This is a genomic window from Bacillus sp. AC266 (assembly GCF_979253805.1).
Genome location: NZ_CEEDEC010000006.1, coordinates 213975 through 232189 on the forward strand (window position 1 = coordinate 213975; position 18215 = coordinate 232189).

Genomic DNA, 18215 nt, shown 5'->3' on the forward strand with positions numbered 1-18215 from the left:
GATTGGCATCCGATACCATATTACAATACGATGGTTCAAGTCGCAGGAAGGCACCTTAGGGTGTCTTTTTTATTTGTTATTGTTTCAATTATAAAGTGCTTAAATTCAAAAAAGACATCAAATAAAACTTAATATAATAATCCTAATAAATCGATAATATCAATAACTTTCTTATCTTCTATTCTACAATAAAGCCTTGTACCCTTGCGCTCGCTAATTACAATATTACCTATAGTTAGTTTGCGTAAGTGTTGTAAAATCATAGGTTCCGAAATATGCGTCGCAGCACTCAACTGAGAAACTGTTAAAGTCCCACTTACAACCAATTCACGTACGATTAATAAACGACTTAAACTACCTAATAACTCTAAGATTTCAGCACCACTTACATAATAATTAGAATCCATGTTGAAATCACCAGACATACTATTCATCTCCCTAATATCAATACGAATATTGAATATTTTAACATGAAAGTGAAAATTAACCTCCTAATATTTCCTATTAAAATGTAGAAATTTCAAGTTTGGGTGGTTTAAGTGAGAGGAAGGCAACTTAAAGTGTCATTTTTTAGTGGACAAAACAATATAAATTGTATTATAAAAATAAAAGGATTAAGAGAAAGGTAAGTGAATATCATAATTAATTTTGAACCGTTTAACCCAACTATAAATGACATAGCGATCAAACTTGCTATGGTACTGTTTATACCGTTATTTTTAGCATTGCTTGTCAAAGTGATACTTATGAAATTTATGAAAGAATTGATTGCTGGCAGACTAGCATATCTATCTTGTTTATTTTTTATGTACTATGTATTTAAATTTGTTACAGAGTAGAAAGGCACATTAGGGTCTCTTTTCTTTTATGTAATAATGCATAGAATATTAAATTTAATAGATATTATGATATACTCTCAAGGTGTGATACATAATTTCTTTAAATTAGAAAACTAAACCTTATCTACCCAATTGTGGGGGACGCCTTATGGCGTCTTTTTTTTAGGACCTGCTCAATTCAGGCATAAAAACATAAGGTAAAGTGAACCCGTTAAAATACATGGAATGAATCCTAGTTTCACTCTCTTATCTAAAGGAGGAACTATTGTTATGGGCTATGGTGGTAGTTGCGGCGAAGGCTGCGGTTTTGGTGGCGGATTTGCTTTACTCGTTGTACTCTTTATACTATTAATCATTATCGGATGCAGTTGCTTCTGCTAAAAAAATATAGGAAAAGACACTCTTAAAGGAGTGTCTTTTCTACTCTCTTTAAAGAACTTATATTGACCTCATAATTATTCCCATATGGTCTAAGCGATGGAATTTCTTCCTTTGGCCCGTAAAATAATAGTTTCAAATCATCATCTTTGTACTGAACTACGAAGAAATCATCGAATTGGTAGAATGTATTTTGATTGATCGTGATAAAACCTTTTCCTTGGGCAGTTGTTTTAACACTTATTCTTCTCCCATCTTTGATGACATCATATCCATGCTGATTAGTCACTTTGGATAGCTCGTCATTCGTATAAAGAACACAAAAGAATTCACCTAGACGACCTATAAGATGTCTTAATTCGGTTGCTTTCCATCCAAGGACATTTATTTCATATCGTAAAACTTCAAAATATGATTCATATAACTTTTGGATTAGCGAGATTCCTATAGCACTTTTACCATTGTAAGGAATAAGTTATCCATTGACCTTTTACTTTGATATAGGTTTCATCGACTCTCCAAGAGTCATTTGTTTGTTTGAGGTGACGACGGATTCGTTTGTCCAATTCAGGACCATACTGATGAACCCAACGCATAATCGTTGTATGAAAAATAAATAAAAGAACCCGTTAGTCATAAACGGATTCTTTCCACAAGATTCACAAGGAATACAAGGTAACTGGTCCAGAGAAACCTATGAAATTCCATGTGATATTACTATATGTAAAGTGGATAAAACGGTTAATGGAAATTAAACAAAATTCTTATTTAACAACAAATAAAAAGAGCACATTTTTATATGCACTCTTAGTAAGATAGGTGAATGTCTCATGAGATATAAAAAATTCAAAAAATCGTAATCAGATTTTCATGAGTGAATTTTTTATATTGTATTTGTTACTTGGAGTTATTGAGCCTGTCACTATAAAAATAAAGAGCGCTTTTTAAGGCGCCCTATGACCAAGACTCATATCGAAAAGCCTACCATGATTAATGTATGTGCAGTTTTTTAATGAAATCCTTATTTGAACGTAAAAAGCCCTAGAGGGGACTAGGGTCTTTTACATAATAAATCTTTCTGTTTTTAAAAGGACTTACTGAAGATAACACATGAATGTTTCATAAATGTATCAAAAAAATGAACAAAATCTTTATTTCATAACAAGCGAAAAAGAGCACACATATAAGTATGCTCTTTGACAAGAAAGGTAGATTTCTATGAGTGGAAAGTCTCCATACAATAACATATGCTTGTCCAGTTAAAAGGCGAAAAAATTTAACAAAATCGTTATTTAGTAGCAAATGAAAAGAGCACACTAATAAGTATGCTCCTTGAAAGGTAGATTGCTATGCTTGGAAGGTCTCCATACAATAACATATGCTTGTCTAGTTTAAGTGTGAAAGGCTTTTAACCAAAAAGCTATTTAAATAAAAGAAACCCCGTTTGTCTGCGGGGATTCTAAGGGTAATCGTCAAGTAATGACGTACTCGACTAATTAACCATATCATGAATTTTTTGGTAAAAACACTGGTAAATGTGTCCAAATGAATGGGGCATCATTTTGAACAAAAACACTATTTGATTTCAAATGAAAAACAGCTAGCAAAAGCTAACTGCTCAGTCTTGAAGGAAGTCTCGATTAGTAAGGTTACACACAAGAGATTTCCGGCTGTTTAACAGCCTATCCGTAGTATTGACGGAATATTAAGTTTTATCCAAGAGACATTATATTTTACAAATTAGATTATGATAGTCGATATACTCCATATTGACCAGAAAAGAACCAAAAATTCTATTGAAATTCCAAGTGTTCTTTTCCTAGTTTTTTGAAATTCTTTAATTAAATAGCCAACAGCACTAATTGCGGTTCTGGTGCAAAAATAGCATCTCTCCTATAGAAATGCTACTTTGCCCCTAGTTATAAGAACGCTAGTACTACCCCATAATTAAAGGGATTCATTTTCCATAAAAAGGAATTAATATTTTTCCGTGATTCGTAGCATGTTAAAAACATAGGAGGTGATACAATATGGCAAACAATAATAGTGGAAGTCGTAATGAATTATTAGTTCGAGGCGCTGAGAATGCAATTGATCAAATGAAGTATGAGATTGCACAAGAGTTTGGTGTACAACTTGGTGCAGACACAACAGCTCGTGCAAACGGTTCTGTTGGTGGCGAAATCACAAAACGTTTAGTTGCAATGGCTGAACAACAGCTTGGCGGTGGAATTAACCGCTAATTTTAACTATAAATAAGAGTTAATTGGTATAGGTCGTAGCAGATATTCAAACCAATTTCTGTTGTTTAATTAATTTAAAAATAAACCCTTATAGCAAACGATTTTTCACTGAAAGATTATTGATAATCTTTCAGTATTTTGTTTGCAAATTTCTTTACTAGACTACAAACATACATTGTTGGGAAGGTGTTTCCAATGCATGATAGAAAGTCTTTTGTAGGAAAAAACATACTTAAAAATATCTTTTCAATATTGAAAACTATACTTATTATGATATTTTCGAAAGGGAGGAATTTTAAAATGGGTGTATTAAGTGGAAATCCTCAAAATGAGCCTTTACATTACGGAGAAGTATTTGATATTTGGAGTTATCTTCTTGCGGCACAAGGAGCTGTTGCTGGACATCAAGTATTTATGAATCACACAGGTGATGAAGATTTAAAGAAGTTTTTACAAAACTTAATTGAGAATGATATGACTTCTGAAATAGAAGAGTTAAAAGTTCTTTTAAAGGTGAATGGAGTTGCTTTACCACCAGCACCTCCAGAAAGACCGGTTGCCTCTATTGAAGATATTCCCCCTGGCGCACGCATCAATGATGCTGAAATTGCAGCAGCCGTTGCAGCAAGTCTTGCAGCAGGATTAGTAACTTGTAGTCAAGTTATGGGGAAATGCCTTCGAGAAGATGTAGGCATGCTCTTTGGACAATTTCACATGAAAAAAGCGCAAGCTGGAGTAACTTTATTACGTTTAAGTAAGAAGAAGGGCTGGGTAGTCCCTCCACCATTACATGTTCGAAATTCTGAACAAGCTTGACGATAAAAATAAAAAAGTGGCTCTCGGCCACTTTTTTATTTCAATTTATCAGTCCTATCTTTCACTTTTTTAGATGGATGAACTCTTTTTATTTTGGAATAATTTACATACTCGTCAAAAATCTCCATAGCATATTTATCATGACCAATAGTAGTGGATTCTCGTGAATCTTCATCCTCGTGTAAAACAACTTTCTTCATATAGATATGAAAGAATATTTCTGCCACACTAATAAGCAAAGTTGCAAAAAAAGCAGATGCTCCAATATTACGAGTCAAGTCTATATCTGCTAAAAGATACGTTAATGCCCAAACTCCTACAAAGCTCACGCCCAAATCAGCAATGGTAGCCGCCATGTTTCCATACTTAGGCAAAATAAATAAATCTCCTATTAAATAGGCGACTGCAGTAATTATTAATGAAATAAACAATATTCTTGGAATCGAAATACCCTGAAAAATACCTAGTATCATCAATAATACAGCGCTAATAGCGGTATATTTAATTAATAAGGCAACAATATGTTTCATATGTATTCCTCCAATTCTTTAATCGGTATGTAAGAGAAACCCCTTCAATAAAAACGGGCTGTGCCTTCATAAAGCACAACCCGTTTCATCGTGTTCTGGAGGTCTGTTTAATACATGATACTCTATGGCAAGCATTTTTTATTTCGCTCTCCTACACATTACTATTTTGTGAAATATATGTATAATTTATACTTTAAAAAACTGAAAAAATGAAATACAAAAAATGGATTATATATTTTCGATTACTTTTAAACATATTAAAAAGTAAAGGAGGTGACATAACATGTCAAACAATAATAGTGGAAGCAGCAATCAATTATTAGTACATGGCGCTGAACAAGCTCTTGATCAAATGAAATATGAAATTGCTCAAGAATTTGGTGTACAACTTGGTGCAGACGCAACAGCTCGTGCAAACGGTTCTGTTGGTGGTGAAATCACAAAACGTCTAGTAGCAATGGCTGAACAACAACTTGGCGGTGGAGTTAATCGTTAACTTTAAATATGCATGGATAAAAAGGAGAGACACATCGTCTCTCCTTTTTTAAAATTGTAATTTATTAAGGAATAAATTACTTTTCAATTCTTCATTCAGTTTTTATCTATAAGGGCAAGCTCCTTTTTACATTATGATCTTTAGTATATAGAGTTACTAAAAAATATTATCCTCTAGATAATTCTCATAAATTTCCGTTAGTAAGATAGACTTAAAAAAACAGATAGTAAATAAGCCTAGATTCACTGATAAAAAGTATCAAAAGGGGAGGGGATTATTTTTTTGGAAAGATAGAGCATTTCAGATACTGTTACACATTCGTAATCGCTTCTGTATAAATATCTCATAATCCTTTCTAATGCTTTAACTGTCTGAGAAAATTCACTACCATTCCAATCATGGAGTAGAATGATATTACCAGGTTTAACACCTTTGGTTATATATCTAGAAATTTTGCTAGCTGCTGGATTTCTCCAATCTTGAGGATCCTGATGCCATGACCATAGAATAATAAGCTTCCCATTTTTTATAGCTGTATTAATAATTAAATCATTGTAAAGGCCTCCGACTGGACGATAGAGAGTGGGTTTATAGCCAGTAATTTATTTGATAATTTCATCCGCTTGATCTAATTCTGCAGTTAATTTAGCGGCGGTAATATTTTTATCATAAATATGATTATAAGTATGATTAGCAATTTCGTGTCCTTCTTTTACTTGCCTTTTTTAAATCGCAGGAAATCTTTTAACTTTATTACCCGCTACGAAAAAGGTTGCTTTCGCATTGTATTTAGCTAAAATATCAAGTATTTGAGGGGTGAAGACAGGATGAGGCCCATCATCAAATGTTATTGCAACTATTTTCCCCTTTGTATTTAATTCCCAAATTACCTTCCCTGTTTTTTCAGGTTCTGGTGAAAACCTCGAATGCTGTCAAAATATACACAAAAATACGAGAGTAATTACGAACATTCAATCTTTACAAAGTATAAAAATACGGATTTTTATACTGATTTCCGAACAACTCATTCTCATGAGAATATAACATTCATGTTGGATTATCTAAGTAATCATTTTTGCACCAGAACCATTATTTTTGCGTCCCTCCATTAAGTTGATAGCTTGTCCTTGCGGTTTATCAAAAACCACTTTTAATGCTTGAAATAACATTGATGACATTTGTAGCATCTCGTTTTGTTCATTTGTTAATGCTACTGGATATAGCACTCCATCCTTGCAATACATTAGAACTACGCTGCCTTTCATTTCCACATTCCTCCCTTTACTAGTAAAAGTTGATATGATATAATAACAGCTCATAATCTTTCGACTTTTCGAGAAACGCCTTGTCTCCCAACTGGGCGTTTTTTCATTTTTAAGTATCTTTCTAATATATTTGTATTAAAAGAACAAAAAAGATTCTGGAGGCATTTTGACGTGTTTCTGAATCCGAGATGGATATTTTTGCCCATCCCCCGAAAAGGGTGATGGGCAAAAATACCCTAAAACAATTCATTTTTCTCATTAACAAATATTAAATCGGATACTATTATTATTCTGAATATTTTGTTTGTTTTATAATGAAAAGCTATTCATACAAGTTACAATAAGGAAAACAGAAAGTGTATAGAGGAGGACAGCATATGTTTAATGAAAAAAAGTTGCAGTTATGGAGTAAAATATTTGCAGTCATCACAGTAATTACAGCTATTATTAATAAATTTGTAATCATACTTCAAAACAAATTAGCCATTCTTGTCTTTCTTGAATTTACTGTATTTTGTTTTCTTTTATTTTTCCTTTATATACATAACAACAAAAACAAAGCGATTTTTATCGTTATTATGTATATAGCCTCTTTAATTTACATAATAATTTTTAAAAAAGCTGAACCCCATACAGAGAAACACCCACGAAATAACAAAGATCTTAATCCGCCTGTTCCACCTTCTAGAGAAGAATGGGCGCAAATCTCACAGATATGAGAAGAAGACTGTCTTTGATATCATGGGTGCTGTCTATGAGTATAATGGATTGAAAAAACAAAAGAAAGTTGCATAATTTAAAAAATGAAACCCGTAAGAGTTTATTTGGAATACATATTTTTAAGAGTATGCTTCTATTTTAGGTATGGTTTGATCCAATGAGACAAAAGCTCAGGTTCCTTTCACTCTTAAGTTGATGGGCATGTAAGGTGACACCTCTCTTAGGTATTGCATACGTACAACATCTATCAAAATAAAAATGAAATAGTTTAAAAAAACTTAGCCCGTAAGGGTTATTTAGCGTGCCATTTTTTCTATATATCCCTTTTTCTTGAAGTTTTACAAAGAAAATTTTATATATTTCTGTATTATGTTTTTCTTAGCTTGATGGCGATGTTGCCGTACCCCATAAATGATTACTTTTTCATCCATGCATCTACTAATTTTTCATTCTTTTTTATCCATTTTTCAGCGGCCTGTTCAGGGTCATTTGATTCATTAATCATGGTCATCAACGTTCCTAGTTGCTCATCGGTCATGTTCCAGTTATCAAAATACTTTATAAGCTCTGGATAATCTTTTTCAAATCCTTTACGAACAGAGTAATAAATATTATCTTTTTCTCCATACACCTTTTTAGGATCTTTTAAATATTTAAGATCAAACTCTGAAAAAGCCCAATGTGGATTCCATAATGTTACTGCAATGGGTTTCTTTTGATTATATGCTTTTTTTAATTCACTCATCATAGCGGCTTCTGAAGATTGAACAAGATTTAGCTCTATCCCATATTTGTTTATCGCTTTATCTGTTAAGCCCATTAAACTGCTGCCAGGTTCAATACCAATGATTTTATTGTTGAATTTATCCTTATTTATATTCAAATCCTCAATACTATTGATATCTGTCATGTATGAAGGAACAACTAAACCAAGACCAGTGCCTTTATACCACGCTGATTTTATTTCAACATCATCCTTATATTTTTCATATAATGGCTTATCAGTAATTGGTAACCAGACCTCTAAGTTGGCATCCACATCTCCTCGTGCTACTCCGGTCCAAACGGCTGCCTTTTCTAAATATAACAATTCAACTTTATAACCCTTTTGCTCAAGTAATACTTTCCACATATTTGCGGTAGCTATGTTTTCTTTCCAACTCGTTACACCAATTTTGATTTTGCCCTTTGCATTACTGTTCAAACCACTACAAGAAGTAGTAATTATACTAATTAATAATAGTATGCACAGAAGCCATATTTTTTTCTTCATCAAGCTCCTCCTAGTCTCTATGATTAGATATTTCTTCTTTAACTAACGCGGAAAATCATTTCAGTAAAGCTAAATATTTTATTTTTATAAATAAATATTTTATAATTATAACTATGAATAATATAAACTAACTATTAATAGCTTAACAAAAAAACAAAAAAAAGTCTTTGATGAACTATTGGAATGTACTATTTGGTTTAGAAATCGTTACAGTATTTGTATAGAATCAAAGAAAAGGAGTGAAAGAATGAAAGAAACGAAATTACGTGTTGAAAACGTTACAAAAGTATTTGGAAAAAATCCTTCTAAAGGAATCGCTTTACTAGAAGAAGGAAAAAGCAAAGCTGCTATATTAAAGGAAACTGGTATGAATATTGGCGTGAACCAGGCAAAATTTGATGTTTATGCTGGTGAAATATTTGTGATTATGGGATTATCCGGTAGTGGGAAATCTACACTTGTTCGTATGTTAAATCAGTTAATCAAACCGACTTCTGGCCATATATATATTGATGGTGAAGATATTGCAACAATGGGAAAAGAATCTCTTCGAAAAGTAAGAAGAAACAAAATGAGTATGGTATTTCAAAAATTCGCCTTATTCCCTCATCGAACGGTTTTACAAAATGTTGCATATGGTTTAGAAATACAAAAAGTATCAAAAGAAGAACGAGAAACAAAAGCGTTAGAATCTCTAAAATTAGTAGGTCTAGAAAACAATAAAGACAGTTATCCGGAACAACTTAGCGGTGGTATGCAGCAGCGTGTTGGTATCGCAAGAGCACTAACAAATAATCCAGATGTCCTACTGATGGATGAATCATTTAGTGCGTTAGATCCGATTATTCGAAAAGAAATGCAAAATGAATTATTAGAACTGCAAGATAAAATGAAAAAAACGATTATTTTTATTACACACGATCTAGATGAAGCACTCCGAATTGGTGATCGTATTGCTTTAATGAAAGACGGAGAAATTGTTCAAATTGGAACACCAGAAGAAATTATGGTGAGCCCTGCAAATGAATTTGTAGAGCAATTTGTTGCTGATGTAAATTTAGGAAAAGTTTTAACCTCTGAATCCATTATGAAAAGACCGGAAACCTTATTAATTGATCGCGGTCCACGTGTTGCACTCCAAATCATGAAAAATGCTAGTGTTTCTAGCGTATATGTAGTGAATAAGAAACATGAGTTTTTAGGTGTCTTAACTGCTGATGATGCTAGTAAAGCTATTAAAAGACAGGTTCCGATAGCGGATTTATTAGTAACAGACATTCCTCCTGTTTATTTAGATACTCTATTAGAAGAAATGTATATAAAAATGGTTAAGACAAAGTTACCTCTTCCTGTTATAGATGATAAACATAGATTACGAGGGATAATAAAGCGTGAAAGTATTATTCAAGCTTTAGCAGGAAATGTAGAGGAAGAGGTGAATGATAATGAATAGTATTCCACGTATTCCTTTAGGAGAATGGGTTGACACACTTGTTACAAGTTTGTATCAGCATTTCGAAGGGTTTTTCAAAGGATTTTCTTTTATTATCGGGGGATTTGTTGATTTATTAACAAATCTATTAATATTTATCCCAGCCATTATTTTTATTGCAATCACATGCTTATTAGTTTGGTACACCTCCCGTAAAGTTTCACTTATGGTATTTTCTTTAATTGGATTTCTGTTTATCCTTAACATTAACTATTGGGAACAGACCATGCAAACACTAGCGCTTGTCTTGACGTCTGTTATTATCTCTATCATTATCGGTATACCAATTGGGATTTTGGCATCTCAGAACGGAAGGTTTTCCAAATTTTTAAAACCAACTCTTGATTTTATGCAAACAATGCCTGCATTCGTTTATCTTATTCCGGCAATTACATTCTTTGGTGTTGGAGTAGTACCAGGTATTATTGCATCTGTTATTTTTGCAATGCCACCTACTATTCGCTTTACTGAGTTAGGGATTAGGCAAGTACCAGAAGATTTAATTGAAGCAGCTAATGCCTTTGGTTCAACATCGTCACAGAAACTATTCAAAGTACAGCTTCCACTTGCAACTGGAACAATCATGGCTGGTGTAAATCAGAGTATTATGCTTTCTCTATCAATGGTTGTCACTGCATCTCTTGTCGGTGCACCAGGTCTTGGCGTAGACGTTTATCGGTCGGTTACACAAGTTAATATAGGTATGGGCTTTGAAGCAGGCCTTGCTATTGTAGTAATTGCAATTATATTAGATCGAATTACACAAGGTTTTCATAAAAAATAATTCTAATGTACATACTAAAAGTTATCATTTGAAACCGCGAGAAATTTATTGCTTAAAGCTGATGCAAGTAAGGTAATATTAGTTGGTATTATCCCTTTTAAGTAGACATTGTAAAAAGACTACATTCTTAATGTGGAATGTTACACTATACTTGAAGGGATATTTTAATTGCAAAAAAAGAACAACATTTCAAAAATATGCAGAGACATTTAAATTGAAAGCTGTACATTTGTATAAAAATGTTGGACGGAGTTATGATGCGATTGCTAAAGAACTAAGAATGCCAAGAAAAGAGAATCCATTTGGGTTCTCTTTTTCTTTTAAATTTGAGTCCTTAACCTCAAATTTAAAATACGTATTAATAATTGTAATAATTTAACATAAAAAGTCACCTTAACATACAGCAAATACAAAAAAAGACCGGATATTAATATCCGGTCTTTACTTATTATTGATTAACTGGATTTTCACAATATTTCTTTGCAATTGCACTTGCCATATCAATTGCCCTTTGTAGAGTAGCTTGTTTAGAACTAAAATCATAAGGCTCAAATCCAAATTCTTCATAAATTTCAAAGGAGATGCTTGTTACAAGTCTATACTTTGAAGTGTAGTGAAAGTAGAGTCACAATTGGGTGGGGTTGAATACATTAACCCTAATAGTTTTAGTACAACTAAAGATCATGGGGGAAGTTACTTATATGTTTACACAAAAGAAATAGGGTATGGCCAGTTTCCTTTTGCGAAAATGAATGGATTTGATGTGAAAAGTATTGGTTCACAAATAATTGGTGGTAATCCTATTGTAGGTTGGGAATATAAATGGGATGCATCCCAGCATCAAGAAGGGACTTTTGAATATCAAAAGACTTCAATAAATTATCCAAGAGATACGTGGCGTACTTCGCTATATATTAAATAGTCAGTTTTATATATTTGTAGCATAAAAATCCCTGCACCTTGTGTGGGGATTTTTTTATAAAGAAAAGACACCCTAAGGTGCCTTCCTCCGACTTGAACCACTTTACTTTTAATAATATGTATTGGACTTCTATTCAAATACAATTTCATCATATTTTCCAAAAAATAAAAGCAGATTCATTAACCTGATTAATTGTTTTATCCATAACTTCTTTATTTTTATTAAACTCTTTATTTTTTATATCACCATTTATCTGTGAAAGGAAATCACCTTTAGCGTATACATGAAAGAATAGTATTGGAGCTGATTTTCCTAGCTCATCATAGTACTTCTTAGCTTTCTCTAAATCTTCTTTCTTACTAAATGGGATAGTGACAGGGTAGTTGTCATAGACCGCAAAATAAGTAAGGTTGAACCAACAGTAGCATTAAAACCACCTATTATCATAATTAATATAGAAGAAACTTATTCTAAATGGAAAAGGGGGGAAATAACAGCTATTATATTTACGAAAATGTTAGAGCTACAGAAAAATACGTTTTATAAAATAATGAAGGACTATGAGAGAAAAAAGTAGCATCTCTCCTATGAGAAATCCTACTTTTTCTCTGGTTGTAAGACTCTTGGAGTTTTTGCATCAGAACAGTATTATGTATATCAAGAAAAAATAAAAGACAACTCCAATTAAGGGTTGTCTTTTTGTGTAATAAAATTCACAAAATCTGAAGATATACAAACGACTAGAATACGTTATGGTTGTTATTATAACCAAAACGAATAGTATTGTGAATAAAAAGAATAATAGAATGAGTTTTGGGCTTTTAGTTAACAAAGCTTCGAAAATAAACATTTTATAAAGGTTTCCTTTAAATATGATTATTTTATTTCGAGGGTTTCTTTAGATATCTTAGCTATATATTTTACAAAATCAATGACGGGATAGTGTATGAGGGAACGATGCTGCGCAAAACGAACCCCTTCTTTTTCCATTTCCGAAATGATTTGTTCAATTTTCAACTCTTTTTGTTGTATTCTATTATAATTTTGATATACAATGTTTTTCCATTTATAAGAAGAACCGTGAAAATAACTCTCTCCTTTTACCGTGTGACTGAATATTATTTCTATTTTTTCTCTACGTTGTTTTTCCTTCATATGCGCTTCCGTTGACTGCATGTTTATCGCCTCTTCCCTTTGTGTTGTATACTGTTTCACAAAATCGGTCTAACTCATCATAGCCAATGTACATTGTTCTTGTTGGGAATTGTCGTTTAAGGCTATCTCATCAACTGTATTTGTTTTTCAAGCGCTTAATCTAATATATTGGATCTTACGTCTAAATAAGTTGTTAGTGTGTATAAAACACTATCAATCTTTATTATAAAACGATTCTTTATAGGCATGCACCTTTTTACACTCACCAAGATTTACAACATGACGAGTATCTTCATCCATGAATGTTATCCTCAGTATCCCTTTTTATATGAAAAAATCATATAAAAACACAGCGCTCTTAAAGAATTTTGTTACAAATTTATTATGTTTGACTTTAAAAAAGGAACGTACTATTTATTTGTAGAAAATTTTAAGAGTAAAAATAGAATGACTATTTATATGATAAGAAAAGGGGGCACTTATAGATGCTAACAAATGATTTAGATTTCCGATTAGAACCACGTTTAAAAGAACTGTATGAACAACATAAAATAAGAGCGCAGAAGATAGACTGGGGTTATCATGAGTTTTTACCGTGGGATAAGGGAATGGACTTTAAAAGAGTTCCTTGGGATGAAAGTCAAGTTACTCTTCCTTCTGGTGTAATTACGGCCATCGAAACAGCTTTATTAACAGAAGTGAATTTACCATGGTTTACAACGTATTTATCTGCGACTTTTAAAGGATCCCTTTCTGTTATTACAGACTTTATTCATACTTGGACCTCAGAAGAGGATCAACATTCGAATTTATTGGAGACATATTTACTACTCACACGAAGTGTGAACCCTAAACGAATACATGAATTAAGAAAGTCAGTCGTTGAGGGTGGATTTGAGCCTGATTTTCATACACCAATCGAAGCAATGACGTATACGACGCTACAAGAACTTGCAACGATGGTGTTTTACAATAATGTAGCTAAGGTTGCAAGTAAGCACGATCCAGATCTTGCTACATTATTACGCCGTCTTGCAAAAGATGAAACTCTTCATTATGCGTTTTATCGAGACGTCATTCGAACACATTTGGAATTGGAACCTAATTATTGCTATCATATTGCCAATGTGATTAAGAATTTTAAAATGCCAGGTGCCGTCATGTCTGATTTTGAAAATAGAATGGCTGTGATTGCAAAAGAAGCGAATTATGGACCACTACAATATTTTGATCAAGTACTTGATGTAGTGGTTGATTATTGGGGGTTAAAAGACTTACGACCAATTGCACCTTTAGCTGAAAAAGCAAGAATTGAGATTTTGGAATACCACACAAGATTGAAAAAAATACGGGATCGATTTGGTCGTTTTCAAGGGAAAACTGATCTACGTTAATGAGTAGAGATTTCTGAATATAAGCGGGGGAATCTGACACACTCCCTATTGTTTTTGGGGTGTTTTTTACTTAATTTAATTTTTGTCAAAAAAGTAGTTGACGATAAAAACAATTTTATGATATTATAAAATATTTGATAAAAAATAACATATATGTTAAAGTTGAGAAGGTTACCATATATGGAGGTGGATTATATGTTTCAAATTGGCGATAACATTGTTTATCCAATGCACGGAGCAGGTATAATTGAAGCCATAGAAGAAAAAGAATTCTCAGGAAAAAAACAACAGTATTATGTTATAAAAATGTCGATCAGTAATATGCAAGTCATGATTCCTATGGGGAAAATATTAAGTTCGAGTATACGCCCAGTTACTGATATACTTGCATTAAAACACATTATACAAATTTTTCAGCATGGAGAATCAGATAAATTATTGCCGTGGAAACAAAGGTATAAAGTGAACACGGACAAAATAAAAACGGGTGAAATACAAGAAGGTGCTGAAGTTGTACGTGATTTAATGCGTATGAAGAAAGAAAAGGCACTTAATACAAGCGAAAAAAAAATGTTGGATAACGCACATGAATTTTTGATTAGTGAACTAGGATTAATTAAAGGAATCACTGAAAATCAAATAAAAAGTTTCTGTTAAGATTCATTATAGATAATGTATTACATCCCCCGAAAATATCCTGAATTTTTCGGGAATATGATGATTATTAAAAGTAAATCATTTCAAAGACATTCAACTTCTTTAACTCACTTTTAGAGTAGGAACCTCTTTTGTTATTACTTCAATCTAATCCATTTTTATTTTTAAATTTCTTTTACGAACGTTCGAAGTTTCATCAAATAACTCGATTAAATAGTAACTTGATTTTTGCAATCCTGATTCACACTGGCACGGACAAGGAGCCGTAAGGATGAAAGAGAGGTAGGGCTTTCATTGTTTTAGGTAATATACTATCTAAGTCATTATTTCTAGAAGAAAAAACAATCAATCTCACCGCTATCTTTAAGAATTTCTTACATCTACTGAGACAGTGAATAGTAATTGTTTATCTTCTTTACGTAAAATTGATAAGCAAACTGGTAACACCATATGGTCAACTACAAAAAATGGTTTCCGGACCAGGAAACCATTTTAAATTTCATTTACATAACAATAATAAATTAAGCAGTAAGAAGGAGTGCACACATGAAAAAAACGTTAACAAAAGAATTAAGTAATGAATTAAAGAAGCGGGAAGGGGTCATTTCTATTACAGTTGAGCCTTATGAAAAAATCGAAGTTGGTGGAATTCGTGTAGAGGGACCAGCTGTTATTCTAATTAATCAAGAATAGTTGAATGCACGAAGAAAAGGATCAGCCTTTAAAAGAAGGGAGGATCCTTTTTGTTTGCTGCAGCTAATATGGGATATACATAATTTTTATCTGATGTGTTGGGGTTAAAAGAAAGGAGAGGGGCGGGATTATCATGGTGGAAAGCTTAATATTGGTAGGATTTCTTTTTACGTTATATGAATTAGTTGATAAAAAAACAAACTAATTATTTAAAACGAGATATTGTTTCCTTTTTAAGGGCGAGATTTATTTGATAGTGAAATGGATAGTGTAAAGGAGGAATTTAGATGGATGCAAGGAAAGAACGCATAAAATACGAGAAGATGTCAAAGAACTATGAACGTATTTATTTAGTTTCGTTTCTCCTATTAATTGTACTTGTTTGTAGTAGTGTAATTATCATAGGAGCTACAGGGGGAACATATGGAGTGTTTTTGTTGTTAGCAATTTTACTTAACGCACGTATTACTAAAGAATCTCAAAAAAAGTATGAGCAGTATTCTAATAAAGGGCGTATTTAAAATGATACATATCTTGAAAGGAACAACCTGGATGTACATGCAAAGTATCCCGATATCATCACCTATTAACTAGTAAAAGTGACCTTATATAAATAATTTTTTAGCAATTTAGAAATAGAAAACGTACCTTATTAAAATGTTATTTTCGTTCACATAATGATTTATCCTTCTAGCATATTTATAAGATTTATATCATATATTAAGAGAAAGAATGTAAGTTAGAAAGGAGTCTTATAGAATGAGTTATTTGGAGGGAAATGACTTTAGTGAACAAAATATGGTAAGTGTACCTAATCCCTACGTATATGAGACATTACAATCGGTAATTGGTAAACATGTGGTTATTGAAACTGTAAGAGGTAATGTAAGAGGAAAGTTAAAGGATGTGAAACCCGATCATTTACTCATTGAAGATACGGTACCGTATATTGTACGCATTCAACAAATTGTATGGATTATGCCAAAACAATAATCAAATTACATCTAATTAGATTTATAACAGATTAGCGTCATAGACGACCAAATAAAAACACAGGGTTTTATCTCTGTGTTTCTTCAAATTTTCGTTTTTGAATATATGCTTGCGCATGAATAATTTCTTCCTGAAGCTCTTTTAATTCTTTCATAGATTCTGATTCAATAGCCATGTAAGTAGTAACTAAACTGATCATCATATCCATCTTCTCTACGAGTTTTGGAACAAATAATAATATGTGCGCTCTTTTAACTTTGTTCAGCAATCGGGCCAGATTGCGGAAGATTAGTTATAATATTTTTACTCTATCTAACACTACAGTAAACTGTAGTGTATAATTTATTGTTCAAATAAATTTCTTCTAAACTCTTCTTGACATTCATTATTTAGATGCTATTTTAGATGGAACTAGCTAAATTTTATTTGGATGTAATGGATAAAAAAGATAGTAGCAATATAATAAATAAACTATAAATATTACCGTGACATCAAGACATTCAGCGATCATAAGCATGATATGTTAAAAAGTGCTTTGATAAATATACATTATACTCTAGAATATGCCAAACATATATTAAGGAGATGAATATGAAAATAGAACGTATGCTGACAATCATTGTTATATTACTTAATAGAAGTCGAATATCGGCAAAAGAACTTGCGGAAAAGTTTGAAGTTTCAGTTCGAACGATTTACAGAGACATTGAAGCTATTAATATGACTGGTATTCCAGTTATATCATACCCTGGGAATAATGGCGGTTTTGGTATTAGGGAGAATTATAAATTAAACCATCAGTTGCTGACACTAAACAATTTGTGTTCCATACTTTCAGCACTTGAAGGTGTTAACTCAACATTTGAGGATGTTGAGCTTGAATCATCCATAGAAAAACTGCGAAATATTATTCCACAGGATAAAACTCATCATCTTGACCTGCATATGGAGCAAATCATAATTGGTATGCAGCCCTGGGCATACACCTCAAAACAAAAAGAGCTGGTCAAAAACATCCGGAATGCTATCACTCAATCACAATTGATTACAATTATATATAGAAACTATGCAAACGAAACAAGTACAAGGCAGATAGAACCGATGTCATTAATCTTCAAAGGTTATACATGGTACCTGTTTGGCTATTGTCACTTAAAAACAAATTTCAGGGTATTCAGGATTTCACGCATTATTGACTTGCAGATTGAAGATGTACTATTCAAGCGTAGGGAAAAGTCATATCAAGAAATTGAAGAGGCATCAAAGAAGCAGGTCTCTTTAACCAGCATTACATTAAAATTCGTACCTCAGGTGAGGTCCCGAGTTGAAGATATTTTTGACAAAGAAAATATTGAAATTCTGAACACAGGTGAACTGATTGTGACTGCACAATTTCCAGAGAAGGAATTGTATTTCGCATTGATATTCAGTTTTGGCGAACACGTCGAAGTGTTAGGTCCTGAAAGGGTACGCCAAGCTGTTGCATCTAGAATAAAATCGATGCATGAAAAATATCAATAAAATTTTTTTTTCAAACCTGACATGCTAGTGTCACACCACGATGC

General features: G+C 32.5%; 19 protein-coding genes and 6 pseudogenes. 15 read left to right on the forward strand and 10 right to left on the reverse strand.

Translation table 11 applies throughout. From position 1 onward, the window contains the following. Positions 1–128 precede the first annotated feature (128 nt). On the reverse strand, positions 129–425 hold the full coding sequence (locus AC0IXC_RS23130; protein ID WP_341088077.1) for an ArsR/SmtB family transcription factor: 297 nt from the start codon (positions 423–425) through the stop codon (positions 129–131). 204 nt (positions 426–629) lie between these two features. Here AC0IXC_RS23130 and AC0IXC_RS23135 point away from each other — a divergent pair, with 204 nt between their 5' ends. Beyond that, complete coding sequence (locus AC0IXC_RS23135) at positions 630–839, forward strand: hypothetical protein (RefSeq protein WP_341088079.1); 210 nt, start codon at positions 630–632, stop codon at positions 837–839. A gap of 270 nt (positions 840–1109) precedes the next feature. Then, entirely contained in the window at positions 1110–1220 is a 111-nt protein-coding gene (locus AC0IXC_RS23140) for a YjcZ family sporulation protein (protein ID WP_078401698.1), read from the forward strand. A 22-nt stretch (positions 1221–1242) separates the two neighbouring features. On the opposite strand, the pseudogene AC0IXC_RS23145 reads toward AC0IXC_RS23140, so the two are convergent. Next, positions 1243–1674: pseudogene (locus AC0IXC_RS23145) on the reverse strand (DUF6998 domain-containing protein); the annotation flags it as partial. 19 nt (positions 1675–1693) lie between these two features. Beyond that, positions 1694–1837: pseudogene (locus AC0IXC_RS23150) on the reverse strand (IS6 family transposase); the annotation flags it as partial. 1410 nt (positions 1838–3247) lie between these two features. Between AC0IXC_RS23150 and AC0IXC_RS23155 the strand changes: the two are divergent. After that, positions 3248–3460: an alpha/beta-type small acid-soluble spore protein gene (locus AC0IXC_RS23155; RefSeq protein ID WP_098916876.1), complete on the forward strand. Its 213-nt coding sequence runs from the start codon at positions 3248–3250 to the stop codon at positions 3458–3460. Between the two features lie 300 nt (positions 3461–3760). After that, positions 3761–4276 carry a DUF3231 family protein gene (locus AC0IXC_RS23160; protein ID WP_341088085.1) on the forward strand — a complete coding sequence of 172 codons (516 nt, stop codon included), beginning with the start codon at positions 3761–3763 and terminating at the stop codon, positions 4274–4276. A gap of 35 nt (positions 4277–4311) precedes the next feature. Here AC0IXC_RS23160 and AC0IXC_RS23165 read toward each other — a convergent pair whose 3' ends face one another. Beyond that, complete coding sequence (locus AC0IXC_RS23165) at positions 4312–4806, reverse strand: YndM family protein (RefSeq protein WP_471653397.1); 495 nt, start codon at positions 4804–4806, stop codon at positions 4312–4314. A 283-nt stretch (positions 4807–5089) separates the two neighbouring features. Here AC0IXC_RS23165 and AC0IXC_RS23170 point away from each other — a divergent pair, with 283 nt between their 5' ends. Then, the gene (locus AC0IXC_RS23170) at positions 5090–5302 is read left to right on the forward strand and encodes an alpha/beta-type small acid-soluble spore protein (protein WP_002140088.1); all 213 of its coding nucleotides are present in this window, start codon (positions 5090–5092) and stop codon (positions 5300–5302) included. A 242-nt stretch (positions 5303–5544) separates the two neighbouring features. Here the strand turns inward: AC0IXC_RS23170 and AC0IXC_RS23175 are convergent. Both AC0IXC_RS23175 and AC0IXC_RS23180 read right to left on the reverse strand, forming a co-directional pair. Next, a pseudogene (locus AC0IXC_RS23175) lies at positions 5545–6189 on the reverse strand (polysaccharide deacetylase family protein). A 174-nt stretch (positions 6190–6363) separates the two neighbouring features. After that, positions 6364–6567 (reverse strand): hypothetical protein, encoded by a 204-nt coding sequence (locus AC0IXC_RS23180; RefSeq protein WP_341088089.1) that lies wholly within the window; start codon positions 6565–6567, stop codon positions 6364–6366. 630 nt (positions 6568–7197) lie between these two features. Here AC0IXC_RS23180 and AC0IXC_RS23185 point away from each other — a divergent pair. Further along, positions 7198–7362, forward strand: a pseudogene (locus tag AC0IXC_RS23185) (IS4 family transposase); the annotation flags it as partial. A 340-nt stretch (positions 7363–7702) separates the two neighbouring features. Here the strand turns inward: AC0IXC_RS23185 and AC0IXC_RS23190 are convergent. Further along, the gene (locus AC0IXC_RS23190; RefSeq protein WP_341088093.1) at positions 7703–8560 is read right to left on the reverse strand and encodes a glycine betaine ABC transporter substrate-binding protein; all 858 of its coding nucleotides are present in this window, start codon (positions 8558–8560) and stop codon (positions 7703–7705) included. A 247-nt stretch (positions 8561–8807) separates the two neighbouring features. On the opposite strand from AC0IXC_RS23190, the gene AC0IXC_RS23195 reads away from it, so the two are divergent. From AC0IXC_RS23195 to AC0IXC_RS23205, 3 genes and pseudogenes are all read left to right on the forward strand, one after another. Beyond that, positions 8808–10013: a quaternary amine ABC transporter ATP-binding protein gene (locus AC0IXC_RS23195; protein ID WP_061674714.1), complete on the forward strand. Its 1206-nt coding sequence runs from the start codon at positions 8808–8810 to the stop codon at positions 10011–10013. Then, positions 10006–10836: an ABC transporter permease gene (locus AC0IXC_RS23200; protein ID WP_113735406.1), complete on the forward strand. Its 831-nt coding sequence runs from the start codon at positions 10006–10008 to the stop codon at positions 10834–10836. The genes AC0IXC_RS23195 and AC0IXC_RS23200 overlap by 8 nt, the downstream gene beginning before the upstream one ends. A gap of 607 nt (positions 10837–11443) precedes the next feature. After that, positions 11444–11758: pseudogene (locus AC0IXC_RS23205) on the forward strand (DUF4879 domain-containing protein); the annotation flags it as partial. Positions 11759–11906: 148 nt separating this feature from the next. On the opposite strand, the pseudogene AC0IXC_RS23210 reads toward AC0IXC_RS23205, so the two are convergent. Beyond that, positions 11907–12122: pseudogene (locus AC0IXC_RS23210) on the reverse strand (hypothetical protein); the annotation flags it as partial. A 512-nt stretch (positions 12123–12634) separates the two neighbouring features. Continuing rightward, positions 12635–12934 carry a hypothetical protein gene (locus AC0IXC_RS23215; protein ID WP_471653398.1) on the reverse strand — a complete coding sequence of 100 codons (300 nt, stop codon included), beginning with the start codon at positions 12932–12934 and terminating at the stop codon, positions 12635–12637. A gap of 464 nt (positions 12935–13398) precedes the next feature. Here AC0IXC_RS23215 and AC0IXC_RS23220 point away from each other — a divergent pair, with 464 nt between their 5' ends. The 5 genes from AC0IXC_RS23220 to AC0IXC_RS23240 all read left to right on the forward strand — a co-directional run bounded on the left by AC0IXC_RS23220 (position 13399) and on the right by AC0IXC_RS23240 (position 16650). After that, positions 13399–14307, forward strand: a complete 909-nt coding sequence (locus tag AC0IXC_RS23220) for an acyl-ACP desaturase (protein ID WP_471653399.1) — start codon at positions 13399–13401, stop codon at positions 14305–14307. Positions 14308–14502: 195 nt separating this feature from the next. Continuing rightward, positions 14503–14964, forward strand: coding sequence for a CarD family transcriptional regulator (locus AC0IXC_RS23225; protein ID WP_002166152.1), 462 nt, complete (start codon positions 14503–14505; stop codon positions 14962–14964). 546 nt (positions 14965–15510) lie between these two features. Beyond that, positions 15511–15657 (forward strand): BC1881 family protein, encoded by a 147-nt coding sequence (locus AC0IXC_RS23230; RefSeq protein ID WP_471653400.1) that lies wholly within the window; start codon positions 15511–15513, stop codon positions 15655–15657. A 287-nt stretch (positions 15658–15944) separates the two neighbouring features. Then, positions 15945–16178: a hypothetical protein gene (locus AC0IXC_RS23235; RefSeq protein WP_085309725.1), complete on the forward strand. Its 234-nt coding sequence runs from the start codon at positions 15945–15947 to the stop codon at positions 16176–16178. A 238-nt stretch (positions 16179–16416) separates the two neighbouring features. Further along, positions 16417–16650, forward strand: a complete 234-nt coding sequence (locus tag AC0IXC_RS23240; RefSeq protein ID WP_471653401.1) for a YuzF family protein — start codon at positions 16417–16419, stop codon at positions 16648–16650. A gap of 67 nt (positions 16651–16717) precedes the next feature. Here the strand turns inward: AC0IXC_RS23240 and AC0IXC_RS23245 are convergent, their stop codons facing one another. Next, the gene (locus tag AC0IXC_RS23245) at positions 16718–16927 is read right to left on the reverse strand and encodes a hypothetical protein (protein ID WP_341088165.1); all 210 of its coding nucleotides are present in this window, start codon (positions 16925–16927) and stop codon (positions 16718–16720) included. A gap of 314 nt (positions 16928–17241) precedes the next feature. On the opposite strand from AC0IXC_RS23245, the gene AC0IXC_RS23250 reads away from it, so the two are divergent. Further along, on the forward strand, positions 17242–18171 hold the full coding sequence (locus AC0IXC_RS23250; protein ID WP_262720332.1) for a helix-turn-helix transcriptional regulator: 930 nt from the start codon (positions 17242–17244) through the stop codon (positions 18169–18171). The last annotated feature ends 44 nt before the right edge of the window (positions 18172–18215 follow it).

Coding starts and splice junctions, on each gene's coding strand:
- AC0IXC_RS23130 (WP_341088077.1), bottom strand. CDS start 425: ATGTCTGGTGATTTCAACATGGATTCTAATTATTATGTAAGTGGTGCT.
- AC0IXC_RS23190 (WP_341088093.1), bottom strand. CDS start 8,560: ATGAAGAAAAAAATATGGCTTCTGTGCATACTATTATTAATTAGTATA.
- AC0IXC_RS23235 (WP_085309725.1), top strand. CDS start 15,945: ATGGATGCAAGGAAAGAACGCATAAAATACGAGAAGATGTCAAAGAAC.
- AC0IXC_RS23180 (WP_341088089.1), bottom strand. CDS start 6,567: ATGAAAGGCAGCGTAGTTCTAATGTATTGCAAGGATGGAGTGCTATAT.
- AC0IXC_RS23230 (WP_471653400.1), top strand. CDS start 15,511: ATGAAAAAAACGTTAACAAAAGAATTAAGTAATGAATTAAAGAAGCGG.
- AC0IXC_RS23170 (WP_002140088.1), top strand. CDS start 5,090: ATGTCAAACAATAATAGTGGAAGCAGCAATCAATTATTAGTACATGGC.
- AC0IXC_RS23220 (WP_471653399.1), top strand. CDS start 13,399: ATGCTAACAAATGATTTAGATTTCCGATTAGAACCACGTTTAAAAGAA.
- AC0IXC_RS23215 (WP_471653398.1), bottom strand. CDS start 12,934: ATGCAGTCAACGGAAGCGCATATGAAGGAAAAACAACGTAGAGAAAAA.
- AC0IXC_RS23195 (WP_061674714.1), top strand. CDS start 8,808: ATGAAAGAAACGAAATTACGTGTTGAAAACGTTACAAAAGTATTTGGA.
- AC0IXC_RS23160 (WP_341088085.1), top strand. CDS start 3,761: ATGGGTGTATTAAGTGGAAATCCTCAAAATGAGCCTTTACATTACGGA.
- AC0IXC_RS23140 (WP_078401698.1), top strand. CDS start 1,110: ATGGGCTATGGTGGTAGTTGCGGCGAAGGCTGCGGTTTTGGTGGCGGA.
- AC0IXC_RS23200 (WP_113735406.1), top strand. CDS start 10,006: ATGAATAGTATTCCACGTATTCCTTTAGGAGAATGGGTTGACACACTT.
- AC0IXC_RS23240 (WP_471653401.1), top strand. CDS start 16,417: ATGAGTTATTTGGAGGGAAATGACTTTAGTGAACAAAATATGGTAAGT.
- AC0IXC_RS23165 (WP_471653397.1), bottom strand. CDS start 4,806: ATGAAACATATTGTTGCCTTATTAATTAAATATACCGCTATTAGCGCT.
- AC0IXC_RS23225 (WP_002166152.1), top strand. CDS start 14,503: ATGTTTCAAATTGGCGATAACATTGTTTATCCAATGCACGGAGCAGGT.
- AC0IXC_RS23250 (WP_262720332.1), top strand. CDS start 17,242: ATGAAAATAGAACGTATGCTGACAATCATTGTTATATTACTTAATAGA.
- AC0IXC_RS23155 (WP_098916876.1), top strand. CDS start 3,248: ATGGCAAACAATAATAGTGGAAGTCGTAATGAATTATTAGTTCGAGGC.